9 protein-coding genes are annotated in these 11,645 nt (G+C 62.2%); 3 read left to right on the top strand and 6 right to left on the bottom strand.

Features of this window, described 5'->3' with window-relative positions; genetic code table 11:
* Positions 1 to 269: 269 nt before the first annotated feature.
* Genes JQC81_RS30715 through JQC81_RS30690 form a run of 6 tightly spaced genes read right to left on the bottom strand, consistent with a single transcriptional unit; the run spans position 270 to position 6,816 of the window.
* Positions 270 to 1,169, bottom strand: a complete 900-nt coding sequence (locus JQC81_RS30715) for a carbohydrate kinase family protein (RefSeq protein ID WP_203275570.1) — start codon at positions 1,167 to 1,169, stop codon at positions 270 to 272.
* Entirely contained in the window at positions 1,166 to 2,236 is a 1,071-nt protein-coding gene (locus JQC81_RS30710) for an ABC transporter ATP-binding protein (RefSeq protein WP_203275569.1), read from the bottom strand. The genes JQC81_RS30715 and JQC81_RS30710 overlap by 4 nt, the downstream gene beginning before the upstream one ends.
* Entirely contained in the window at positions 2,236 to 3,744 is a 1,509-nt protein-coding gene (gene argH / locus JQC81_RS30705; RefSeq protein WP_203275568.1) for an argininosuccinate lyase, read from the bottom strand. The genes JQC81_RS30710 and argH overlap by 1 nt, the downstream gene beginning before the upstream one ends.
* A 4-nt stretch (positions 3,745 to 3,748) precedes the next feature.
* Positions 3,749 to 4,600: a carbohydrate ABC transporter permease gene (locus JQC81_RS30700; protein WP_203275567.1), complete on the bottom strand. Its 852-nt coding sequence runs from the start codon at positions 4,598 to 4,600 to the stop codon at positions 3,749 to 3,751.
* Positions 4,600 to 5,526 (bottom strand): carbohydrate ABC transporter permease, encoded by a 927-nt coding sequence (locus JQC81_RS30695; protein ID WP_203275566.1) that lies wholly within the window; start codon positions 5,524 to 5,526, stop codon positions 4,600 to 4,602. The genes JQC81_RS30700 and JQC81_RS30695 overlap by 1 nt, the downstream gene beginning before the upstream one ends.
* Positions 5,527 to 5,550: 24 nt before the next feature.
* Positions 5,551 to 6,816, bottom strand: coding sequence for a sugar ABC transporter substrate-binding protein (locus JQC81_RS30690; protein ID WP_376772476.1), 1,266 nt, complete (start codon positions 6,814 to 6,816; stop codon positions 5,551 to 5,553).
* Between the two features lie 152 nt (positions 6,817 to 6,968).
* Between JQC81_RS30690 and JQC81_RS30685 the strand changes: the two genes are divergently transcribed.
* The 3 genes from JQC81_RS30685 to JQC81_RS30675 are packed head-to-tail and all read left to right on the top strand — an operon-like array spanning position 6,969 to position 11,524.
* Complete coding sequence (locus JQC81_RS30685) at positions 6,969 to 8,222, top strand: ROK family transcriptional regulator (RefSeq protein WP_203275564.1); 1,254 nt, start codon at positions 6,969 to 6,971, stop codon at positions 8,220 to 8,222.
* Complete coding sequence (locus tag JQC81_RS30680; RefSeq protein WP_203275563.1) at positions 8,212 to 10,608, top strand: PIG-L family deacetylase; 2,397 nt, start codon at positions 8,212 to 8,214, stop codon at positions 10,606 to 10,608. Before JQC81_RS30685 ends, JQC81_RS30680 begins: the two co-directional genes overlap by 11 nt.
* A 4-nt stretch (positions 10,609 to 10,612) precedes the next feature.
* Positions 10,613 to 11,524, top strand: coding sequence for a DMT family transporter (locus tag JQC81_RS30675; RefSeq protein WP_203275562.1), 912 nt, complete (start codon positions 10,613 to 10,615; stop codon positions 11,522 to 11,524).
* Positions 11,525 to 11,645 lie beyond the last annotated feature (121 nt).

Genomic DNA, 11,645 nt, shown 5'->3' with positions numbered 1-11,645 from the left:
ATCTCCTGCAAGCCAGATTGGTTGGAGCGGAATGACAGCTCATGGCGACTGGTGCATCAAAACTGCGTCAGAGCCAAATTTGGATGCCGATCCCCCGTCTTAGAGGGTCAACATTGCACGCCGAAACACAGTGGTCTGCTTATTCAGCTTCAGCGGATCTGGATGGTTTCGCCCAAACTCGTGCAGGATTATCGTCTTCAGCAATTAGCAGACGCGGGCCGAACGCTCGCAATCGCGCAGCCACCAAGTTATAACAAGGTATGATCAGCCTATAAGAAAATGCGCGGCGGGACCCCGCCTGCCGACTGGACAGAGAGCCCTCCTGCTTCAATCCCAGCCGCTAAGCTTCTCTCAAGGTCCGAGGTGCTGAGCCAGGAGTGCAAGAAGCCAGCATTGAAGGCATCACCCGCTCCCGTCGTATCGACCACATTCACCCGAAGCGCTTCAGCAGAGACAGAGGTCGATCCGTAGGACGCGACTGCACCGTGCTCGCCGCGTTTCAGCACCACTAAGGGAAATCGCTCGCGCAGGCTCCCCAGAATTGCCTCGTCCGCACTTTCTCCAGTCAGAGCCTTTCCCTCCTCGACATTCGGAAGCAGTAGGTCGATCCCTGCGCAGATCTCGAAGAAGTCCGAGCCGCGGCGGATCAGTTCATCGTCCCAACTCGGATCAAGGGAGATCGTCAGGCCAAACCGGCGAGCCAAAGCGATCACCTCGGGAGAATCTTTGAGGGTCGCAAATTCCGCGATGTGCAGATGGGCAACATCAGGGGCCGAGAGTGCCTGGTCCAGCGTCGCCGGACGTGAGCCCCCGGCACGCCGGGACACGAAAGCTCTTTCCCCGTGTCTGACCAAGGCCACCGTCGGCTGAGGTCCGGCGTCAGGTGACCGCTCGACGAACGACAGATCAATCCCGCTGGCTTCGAGTTCCGGGTTCAGGCTCTGGGACAGCGGGTCCGAACCAAGACGGGTGAGGAGAGCAGCCGGTCGCCCGAGTGAGGCGAGATGCGCTGCCGTGATATAGGCGCCGCCGCCAGCCGCGATGGTTACATTGTCCGCAAACCTTTCCCGGCCAAGCGTTGGCATCTCGTGCAGACCAGTGAAGATGATGTCGCAATAAGTCCGTCCAAGACATAGGACTTTACTGCGTGCGGTGGGCGTTCCGGTCATCGGGCTGCCAGGGCTTTCTCGGTGGCTTTGTCGAAATAATAGAGGCGCTCTGCCGGGGCATGGAGTGTCAGATGCTCGCCGATCTGCGGGATCTGCCGGCCCGGCGCGGAGCCGATGATGGTCTGACCCGCGCTCTCGACGTGCACAAGGGTCTCCGAGCCGAGGGTTTCCACGACGGCCACCGTACCCGACACGGTCAGCCCCGGTACGCCCGGGCTGCTCGGGACAAGATCCTGCGGTCGTGCGCCAACCAGGATCTCAGCACTGGTCGCGTTTGCCGACGGACCCTGAATGAACCCACCGAGCGACAGCTCCGCCCCGCCGTCCCGGAGTGAGGCCGGCAGCAGGTTCATCGTTGGGCTGCCGATGAAGCGGGCGGTGAAGATATCCACCGGGTTCTCGTAGAGCTCAAGGGGCGTGCCTACCTGCAGGATCCGGCCGTCGCGCATCACCACAATTCTGTCGGCCATGGTCATGGCCTCGACCTGATCGTGCGTGACGAACACCGAAGTGGTGCCAAGCCTGTGGTGGAGCCGCTTGATCTCGATGCGCATCTGGGTACGTAATTGGGCATCAAGGTTGGAAAGGGGCTCGTCGAACAGGAACGCGGCTGGGTCGCGCACCATGGCCCGGCCGATAGCGACGCGCTGACGCTGGCCGCCCGATAGGGCCGAGGGGCGGCGATCCAGTAGCTGCGACAGACCCAGTGTTTCGGCAACCTGCTCGACGCGCTGACGCTTCTCGCTTTTCGACAGCTTGGAGCGGTAGAGGCCGAAGGCGATGTTGTCAGCGACCGTCACGTGCGGATAGATGGCATAGTTCTGGAACACCATGGCAATGTTCCGATCTCTGGGCTGAAGATCGTTGACAACACGCCCATCGATCCGGATTTCGCCGCCGCTGATTTCCTCAAGTCCGGCGATCATCCTGAGCGTCGTCGACTTGCCGCAGCCCGACGGGCCCACGAGGACAACGAATTCGCCGTCACGGACCGACAGGTCGATTCCATGGACTACAGTCGTCTGCCCGTAGCGTTTGATGAGGCGGTTGAGGTCGATGGTCGCCATTACTGGGCTCCCAAAAGTGCTATGAAACGGGATTGAAGGTCATGTTCAGAGGTCTGCTCGCGCTGCGCCGTATTCTGCATGCGTGCGCGAATGCCTGATACCTCAGCATTGTAGGCCGCGATTGCCTGGGAGAGCGCCCCAGGCGCCGGTCCACCGAACCGGTCGCGTACAGCGACGAAGTTCTCGGGCGAAACGATTTCGGCAAACTGATCATTGGCGATGATCGTCGAACGTCCAGTGCAGTGCTCGAAAGCCTTACGGAAGGCCTCATACCCGTCGATCCCGATGTCACCCTCGATGGCCACGACCGCGCGGGCGACGGCCGCCGCGATCTCGTGGGCCTCACGGAACGAAAGCCCCTCACGGCGGACGAGGCTGTCGGCGAGCTCGGTCACCGTGATGCAGCTGCGGCGGATGTTCTGACGAACCCGATCGGGATTGATGCGCAGTGCCGGGACCAGCGCCGTGAGCAGGTCGAGCACGCGCCCGCCGCTCTCAAATGCGCCATATCCGAAGCCTTGGCTCTCACCCTCGCTGTCGTTCATGTCAGTGAAGGGCGTGTTATGCATGATCGTGAGCATGGCCTGCGCACGCCCGACCGTCTGGGAGGCGAGGTGGCGCATGTGCTCGATGGGGACAGGGTTGCGCTTCTGCGGCATGATCGAGCTGATCTGCACGAAGGCGTTGGGCACATAAACTTGGCCGACCTCGAAGCTCGTCCAAAACTGCAAGTCCTGGATGAAGCGGCCGAGATGCAGGAAAACCAGCTCGATGGCGGAATAGGTTGAGGTGATGTAGTCGATGGAGGCGATGCAGCCATAAGAGTTCTGCAGAGGGCGGCTGAAACCGAGAAGCCGCGCCATCAGGTCCCTGTCGATGGGAAAGCCGCTCGTCGTGATGGCGGCAGCCCCCATGGGGCTGCGGTCTACAATGTCGCGCGCTGCCTCCAACCGTGCGATGTCGCGCAGCAGGGTTTCCAGCACTGCCGCGAGATAGTGTCCAAAGACGGTCGGTTGCGCCGGCTGACCGTGCGTATAGGCCACGATGAGCGTGCCGCTCTCCCGCTCGGCGACCGAGGCCAGGGTTTCAGCAAGGCGGGCGAGACGCTCCAGCAAGGGATCAATCCGGTGCTTGAGACCAAGCTTGAAAAGAGTGTGGTCTATGTCGTTGCGCGAGCGTGCGGTGTGAAGTCGACCCGCCAGATCCGGTCCGAGCCGCGCGCGCAGCTCCTTTTCGATCAGGAAGAAGAAGTCCTCGACCTCTCCGGTATAGGTCAGGGTGCTGACATCCACCTCACGGTCGATTGCCTCAAGCGCCTCGGCAATCGAACGGGCTTGTTCGATCGTCAGGATGCCGGTCTCATGCAGCATCACGAGGTGAGCCTTGTCGATCCGGCGAAAGCCCTCGACGTGATGGTCCTTCGCGCCGTCAAAGAGCGGGCGCAGAACGGTTTCCTTGTAGGCTGGGTCGGGAAATACGGAGCTGTCGTTGTAGGAGCCTGCAGTCATCAGCTCAGCCTTTCAGCCCGGCGAGCATGACGCCGCGGACGATGTAACGCTGGAGGAACAGGAAGATGATAAGGGTAGGAAGGGTTGCGATGCTCGCGCCGGTCATGATCTTCTCCCATTGAATCGACTGCTCGACCGCGAAACTGGAGAGCCCGACGGGCAGGGTGTAGAGTTCGGCGCTCGTGGTCACGATGAGGGGCCAGAAGAACGCCGTCCAATTGCCGAGGAAGGTGAAGATGGCGAGGGCCGAGAGGGCCGGAGTGACTAGCGGCATCGCGATCTTCCACCAGATGGTGAACTCGTTGAGCCCGTCGATCCTTGCCGCTTCCAGGAAGTCGTCCGGCACACCTTCGAAAAACTGCTTCATCAGGAAGGTGCCGAACGCTGTCATCATGCCGGGGAACATGATGCCCCAGTAGCTGTCGATCCAGCCGAACTGGCTCGCCATGAGATACCAGGGCAGGACCAGCATCTCGGTCGGGATCATCAGGGTAGACAGGATCGCTATGAAGATGATGTAGCGACCGCGGAAGCGGAACTTTGCCAGCGTATAGCCGACGAGGCTATCGAAGAACACGTTCGAGAGGGTGACGATTACCGCCACGATGGTCGAGTTGATGAGCCAGCGGGTGAAGCGCCCGTCGCCGAGGATCTCGACGTAGTTGTCGAGGGTCGGCGCCTCGGGGATCACGCGCAAGTCATAGACCTGCGAGGCGTCCTTCAGGGAGGTCGAGAGCATGAAGAGCAGGGGCGTCACCATGATGACGCCGCCGATGAACAGGAGCGTCCAGGCAACGATCCGGCCCGGCCGGATATGTGGCATCGCAAGGCCGTGTGAGGATGCGGCGGCTTTCATCAGCGGTCTCTCATGAGGCGCAACTGGACGAGGGAGATCACGAGAAGGATCACGAACAGCACCACGGTCTGCGCAGCCGCATATCCCATCTCGTAGGAGCTGAAGGCGGTCTGGTAGATCATCAGCACCAGGGGCTTTGTGGAGTTCAGAGGCCCGCCAGGATCGTTCGTGTTGATGTTGTAGACCTGGTCGAAGATGCGCAGGAAGCCAATGGACGAGAACACGACCAAGAACACCAGGGTCGGCTTCAGCAGCGGCAGCGTGATCTTGCGCAGGATCGCGCCTTCAGAAAGGCCGTCGATGCGTGCGGCTTCGTAATAGGTGACGGGAATGGCCCTGAGCCCTGCGAGGAAGATGATGATCTGGAAGCCGAGGCCGGCCCAGACCGCGGGCGCTAGTACGGCCGGCAGTGCCTGCGAGGTGGAGCGCAGGAATGGCTGCTGCGGGATGCCGAAGCTGGAAAGAACATCGTTGATCACCCCGATGGGAACGGGCTGGTAGAACCAGCGCCAGACCCAAGCCATCGCCGCCGCGGTGGTGAGGAAGGGCAGGAAGTAGAGCGCACGGATGAAAGAGTGCATGAAACGCACGCGGTCGAGATAGTAGGCGACCAGGAAAGAGATCAGCAGGCTGATCGGGGTGCCGAGGATCAGGTACATGAAGGTGTTGCGGAATACCTGCCAGAACAGCGGATCCTCGAACAGCCTCCAGTAGTTCTCAAGCCCGACGAAGGCGGCGGGCTTGGTGATCGTCCAATCTGTCACTGACAGGTAGAAGGCCTGGAAGGTCGGCCAGAAGCGGATCACCACATAAAAGACGAGCGGAACCGCGAGAAAGCTCCATGCCCAGATCACCTGTTTCTGGCCGAGGCTCATCCTCGACCAGAGGCCGCCGGAGGCGGCCTCCCGATGTGCGACGGCTGACATGCGCTGCTTCCTCGCGGGCGAGTGTTAGCGCTTGGCGCGGTCGATGATTGCCTGTTCGGCTTCCGCGGCCTTGGCCAGGGAGGTCTTGGGGTCCTCACCGCCGATCAGGACGCGGTTGGCCATATCGATGGCCACCTGCCGCTGGGCCGCCTCGTCCTTGAACAGGGTGGTGTGGGCATATTCCAGGCCCTTGAGGAACGGGCCGTAGACCGGATGCGCAACATTCTCAGGCGTCAGGGCCACTTCACGGCGGGCCGGCAACTCGCCCACGACCTCCATCCAGACCTTCATGGCCTCGGGCGAGGAGACGTATTTCAGGAACTTCTCGGCCGCCGCCAGCTTCTCGCCTTCAGCCTTCGTGGTGATGGCATTGGCGAAGTAGCTTGCATAGTTGCTGCGTACGCCTTGGGCGTTGGCAGGGAGCTCGGTCACGCCCCACTCGAAGGCCTTGATCGTACCGAAGGAGCCGAGACGGAAGGTGCCGTCGATGGTCATGGCGGCCAAGCCTGCCCGGAAAGCCGCCTGTCCCTCGTCCATGAAGCCGGCTTGGCCGATCTTATGCTTTTTCTGCAGGTCCGTGTAGAAGGTGAGCGCCTTCAGGCCAGCTTCATCGTTATAGGCAACCTTGGTGTCGTTCTCCGTATACGGAGCGCCGCCGAACTGACGGATCAGCACCTCGCGCCACCATTGATGGTCCTGCCCGCCCATGTCGAGAGTCATACCGGCGGAGACGATGTTGCCACTGCCGTCGCGCTTCACGGTCTTCTCGGCGGCGGCCACGAGCTCGTCGATTGTCTTCGGCGGATTGTTGGGATCGAGGCCCGCGTCCTTGAAGGCCTTCTTGTTGTAGAAGAGGGCCAGCGAACGCACCGCGGTAGGCAGGCCGTAATACTCGTTGCCGCGCTTCATGGCGCTCACGATCGGGAAGAAATCGCGCTCGATCTCGGCGGCCGGGAAGGCTTCTGCGCGCAAGGGGCGGATCATCTTGCCGGCGATGAAATTGTCGGTCCAGCCGTAGAACAGCTGCACGACGTCAGGTCCCTGGCCCGCCAGAATCGCGGCCGCGACCTTGGTCTGGTAATCGGCATAGGGGAATGTGGTCTGCTTGACCTTGATGTCCGGATTCGCCTCCTGGAACTTGGCGATGAGCTGGTTCATCGCTTTGACGCGGGTGTCGAATACGTATTGCCAGTATTCGATCTCGACCGCCTTGGCGCCGGTGGAGGCCAGGGTGGCGAAGCCGAAGGCAACGCTCGCGAGCATATGACCGAAACGCATGTCCCTCTCCATTCTTGCTGGCGCTGGGCGCCGATCCTTCTCTGGTGCCGGCCTTTGCGGCCGATCCAACCTTGAGGCTCCCTTAGAGTTGGCAAGCTGTCAATAAGATAATTCACTTGAGTTATTCCATTCGCCGGTTCATCGTGACGGCGTGGAGTTTGGCGATGCCGAGAAAATCCAAAGCCGGGGTACGCTCGACGATCGGCAGTAATCCGGAGCGCAACCGCTCCCACAACCGCCGCGTGGTGCTCGACGTCGTGCGCCAGCTTGGTCCCGTTGGGCGCACCGAGATCTCGCGCCACGCGCATCTGAGCACCCAAGCCGTCTCGAACATCGTCGATGATCTCGTCGCCGATGGCCTTCTCATTAAGACTGGGCGACTTCGGGCAGGGCGTGGGCTGCCGCCGATCCAGTTTGCGGTCAATCCGAACGGCGGGATGACGGCCGGGATCGAAATTGCGGCCGACCATATTTCCACACTCCTTGTTGACATCGGAGGGCGCGTTCGGGCGCAGCGTACCGTTACGATCCCGCGTAACGATCCTGGTACCGTGCTACCCGTCATCGAGGCCGAGATCGCCGCTGCACAGGCTCAGCTGAAATCGCCCGTGCCACAGCTTCTCGGAGTTGGAGTGGTGATGCCGGGGCCGTTCAATGTGGAGGGCATGACCTCCGTCGGCCCCACAACGCTGTCGGGTTGGGCAGACTTCGATGCCGTGACCAGCATCAGCCAAATGCTCGGAACCCCCGTCACTCTCGAGAACGACGCCACCGCCGCAGCCGTTGGTGAACGCCTGCACGGCGCCGCCAAGAATTTCAAGAACTTCTGTCTGATCTACTTCGGGCAAGGCCTCGGCCTCGGCATCATGATCGATGGGCGCCCTTACCGAGGCGCAAACGGCAATGCGGGCGAAATCGGGCATGTGCTAATTGAAAGGGGGGGGCGCCTTTGCTCATGTGGTCAGCACGGCTGTCTAGAGGCCTATGCCTCCGTACAGGCTCTGGCCGAAAAGCTCGCTGCGTCAGGAATTCTTGAAATCGACTATACGCGCCTGGAGCACTTGCACCGTGAGCAGCACCCGATCATCGGGGAATGGATTGCGGAAGCGGCCGGTTATCTCGCGCCTCAGGTTGCGATGCTCGAAAATCTCTTCGATCCCGAGGCCGTTGTCATCGGTGGTGCTTTGCCGACGGGTCTCCTGGAGGATCTCACGAAGGCCATGCAGCCGTTGCCCCTGTCCGTTGCGCGCCGCAGGAACCGGAGCGAAGCACGCCTGATCCATGGCCGCACCGGGCGGTATACGGCGGCACTCGGCGCCGCAGCGCTGCCAGTCCTCGAAGCCATGACACCTCGCCTCGACACCGCTCAGGCAGCCGCGCGCGAACCGAAGAACGAGGAGATCGCACTTGTTGGATGACCACAGACGTTTATCCCAAGCTGTCCATCAGCCGGCTCTTGTCCGGCTGCATCGAGCCCTTAGCCGCTTACGCTCCGTACTCACAGTAATGAATACCGGCGCGCATCCGGACGACGAGATGAACGGGATGCTGGCGGCCCTGCGCTTCGCCTATGGCATGCGGGTCGTGGTGGCCTGCTCCACCCGAGGTGAGGGAGGGCAGAATGCGCTCGGGCCCGAGCGGGGCGGCGTTCTCGGTGTGCTGCGAACCGCTGAAATGGAAGAGGCCGCGCGCCGCATGGATGCGGATGTGGCGTGGCTCGGACATGGTCCCGGTGACCCGGTCCACGATTTCGGATTTTCGAAGAACGGCGACGACACGCTCCGTCGCTGGGGCGAGGAGCGTGTCGTCGAGCGCCTCGTGCGCGCCTACCGCCGCTACCGTCCGGACATCGTCATCCCGACCTTCCTGGACGTACCGGGCCAGCACGGCCACCACCGCGCCATGACCCGCGCGGCCGAGACGGCCCTCGCCCTCGCGGCCGATCCGTCGGCCTTTCCTGAGCATGGCGCAATCGACCTCCGGCCCTGGCAGGTGTCCAAGTACTACCTTCCGGCCTGGTCGGGCGCAGGCTACGCCTATGACGACGAGGTGCCCCCGCCGCCTGCGACGCTGAACCTTGAGGCTGCCGGCGGTGACGAGGTCACGGGCCTCGCCTATAAGCAGCTCGGCGAGTGGTCGCGCGCTGCGCATGCTTCCCAGGGCATGGGTGTGTGGCGCGACAACCCAGTTGATCGGTGGAGTCTGCATCTGAAGGTTTGGTCTGGCGGCGAGGCTGGTTCCGAGTATGATATTCGCGACCATGTCCCCGCAACGCTGGCCGATATCGCGGCCATGCCGGGCGTGAGCAGACCGGCTGCTGCGGCCCTGCAGGAGGCCCAGGTGCAGATCGACGCCGCCATAGCGGCTTTCCCGAATCGTTCCCGAATTGTCGATGCGTTGAGCGACGCGGCGCGTCGGATCGAGGAAGCTCGCAAGGACTTGGGCGAGGAGGCGCTGAGCCAATTGGGCCATCGCCTCGATCGAAAGCTGAGGGAGATTGATGCGGCTCTGTTTGAAACCAGCGTCAACACGGCCCGGGCGGTTTTCGACGGATCAGCGCATCCAGGCGCGCGCTTGGTCTTGCAGGCGCATATCGATGCGCCCGGGCTTTCTGGTGTTACGACGACGCCCCGACTTCCTGCAGGCGTGAACGCCACCGCTATGCGCGACGAGCCAGGGCTCGTGCAGTATGAGATTGCAATCCCGGAATCGGCGCCCCATACGAGAAATTATCCCGAAGCCTTCGATCCGCTGGGCGGCAATGGCGAGGCAGGCCTTCGCGTTGCGAGCAAGGTTGGAGAACGCAGGATCGAGGTCGATCTCGATTTGGAGAAGCCCCTGAAAATCGGGCCGCGGCACTCCCTGTCTCTCGATCCTGCGGTGGCACTCATAAAGGTGGGAGAACCTGCCTCCGGAATCCGGGTGCGAACGGCTGGAGTCGAGCCGACGGATTGGCAGGTGCCGGTGGGGTGGACAGTTCGCCAGCAAGGGGACGCCTGGGTTGCCGTGCCGCCTCGTGAGGTTGGCGCTGGCATTGCAACACTCGTTCCTGTGGTGAATGGCAGGCCTGCGAGTTCGGTGCGGACCATCGCGTATCCGCACATTCGGCCGACATCGATCATAGAGACGGTAGAGCTGAGGGTCCTCTCGCTCGACGTTTCTCTCCCGGGTGAGGCCCGCATTGGCTATGTGGGTGGCGGGAGCGACAATGTCGGCGCCCATCTGCGCCGTCTCGGCCTCGACGTGACGGATCTCGGGGAGGCTGAACTGAAGGCGGGTTCCCTCTCCGCCTTCACCACCATCGTTGTCGGCATCTTCGCATTCGGCCTCAGGCGCGATCTCCAGGCAGCCACAGAGCGGCTGCATCGTTTCGTGGAGGAGGGGGGACATCTGGTGACGCTCTACCATCGTCCCACCGACGCGTGGGACCCCGCGACCACGCCGCCCCGCCGCCTCGTCATCGGCTCGCCCTCACTGCGCTGGCGCGTGACCGATCCCGCCGCTCCCGTCAGGGTCCTGAAGCCGGAACATCTCCTGCTGACCTCCCCGAACTGTATCGACGCTGGGGACTGGCAGGGCTGGGACAAGGAGAGAGGCCTCTATTTCGCGGCGGAGTACGATGCCGCTTACGAGGAGTTGCTGGCCTTGAACGATCCGGGCGAGAAGCCGCTCAAGGGCTCCCTGATCTCCGCCCGCATAGGGCGCGGGCGGCACACACATGTGTCGCTCGTGCTGCACCACCAGCTTGACAAGCTGGTTCCCGGGGCGTTCCGCCTGCTCGCCAACCTCGTTCAGCCTGCCTGAGGCTATGGCGGTCGAAGCCGAAAGCCGATCCACCGGCTCGGCAGTCTCCCTGTGGACCAGCGCGGGATGGCTGCTGCTCGACATGAGCTTGGTCACGATCATGCAGGCCATGGTCAAGGCGAAGGGCGACACCTATCCGGCGGTTCAGCTCGTCTTTCTGCGGTCTCTCGTCGGGTTCTTAGCCGTGGTGCCGCTGATGTGGCGCCACCGTGCCAAGCTGACGAACCTGTCGAACATACGCGGCCATCTGATGCGCGTCGCCTTCAACTCCACGGCATTGACTTGCAACTTCGCAGCCTTCGCGGCCCTCCCGCTCGCCCTGGTCACCGCCATAGGCTACACCCGCCCCCTGATCCTGCTGGCAATGGCGGCTGTTCTGCTTGGAGAGAGGGTGAGCCGAATCCGCTACGCGCTCACGGCGTTAGGTTTCCTCGGCGTTGTCGTCATGCTGCGACCTGACGAGATACCCTGGAACATCGGCCTGCTCGCCGCCTTCGGCTCCGTGCTCTTCGGCGCGCTCTCCGTGGTGCAGACGCGCCGCCTTGCTGGCGAGGACACGATTGTTCTGATGCTCTTCTATACGGTGGGCCTGACGCTCCTGACATCCGTTCCGGCGGCCCTCGTCTGGGTGCCGATCCCGTGGGCTGAGGCACCGAGCATCATCCTGATCGGGATCCTGGCCCAAGTCGGGCAATATTGCTGGCTTCAAGCCTACCAGAAGCAGGAGGCGCGGCTCCTGGCACCCATCGGATACCTGTCCATCATCTTCTCGGGCTTTGCAGGCTGGCTCTACTTCGACGAAGTTCCATCATTGTCTCTGTGTATCGGTGCAGCCGTCGTAGTCTTAGCCACGATGCTCACGACACCAGCCGAGCAGTGGCTCAAGTCCAGAAGGCAAAGACAAGGACTAAGCTGACGTCGAAGCATCATCGCAATATCAAATTTTAGCGTTCTTTTTTTCTAGGATGGCAAAGTTAGCTGGCGGGCCTGCTGTTCGAGAGCAGCCAGATAGGCGGCGGGATCGTGCCGAAAGCGAG

The organism is Microvirga arabica (genome assembly GCF_016811235.1).
GTDB classification, from domain to species: Bacteria; Pseudomonadota; Alphaproteobacteria; order Rhizobiales; family Beijerinckiaceae; genus Microvirga; species Microvirga arabica.
The sequence above is the reverse complement of the archived record's forward strand: the minus strand, read 5'-3'. Positions and strand labels throughout refer to the sequence as shown.

What these genes read in the sequence shown, in the direction of transcription:
- JQC81_RS30700 (WP_203275567.1), bottom strand. Translation starts at nt 4,600, where the DNA reads ATGAAAGCCGCCGCATCCTCACACGGCCTTGCGATGCCACATATCCGG.
- JQC81_RS30695 (WP_203275566.1), bottom strand. Translation starts at nt 5,526, where the DNA reads ATGTCAGCCGTCGCACATCGGGAGGCCGCCTCCGGCGGCCTCTGGTCG.
- JQC81_RS30715 (WP_203275570.1), bottom strand. Translation starts at nt 1,169, where the DNA reads ATGACCGGAACGCCCACCGCACGCAGTAAAGTCCTATGTCTTGGACGG.
- JQC81_RS30710 (WP_203275569.1), bottom strand. Translation starts at nt 2,236, where the DNA reads ATGGCGACCATCGACCTCAACCGCCTCATCAAACGCTACGGGCAGACG.
- JQC81_RS30685 (WP_203275564.1), top strand. Translation starts at nt 6,969, where the DNA reads ATGCCGAGAAAATCCAAAGCCGGGGTACGCTCGACGATCGGCAGTAAT.
- JQC81_RS30675 (WP_203275562.1), top strand. Translation starts at nt 10,613, where the DNA reads ATGGCGGTCGAAGCCGAAAGCCGATCCACCGGCTCGGCAGTCTCCCTG.
- argH (WP_203275568.1), bottom strand. Translation starts at nt 3,744, where the DNA reads ATGACTGCAGGCTCCTACAACGACAGCTCCGTATTTCCCGACCCAGCC.
- JQC81_RS30690 (WP_376772476.1), bottom strand. Translation starts at nt 6,816, where the DNA reads ATGGAGAGGGACATGCGTTTCGGTCATATGCTCGCGAGCGTTGCCTTC.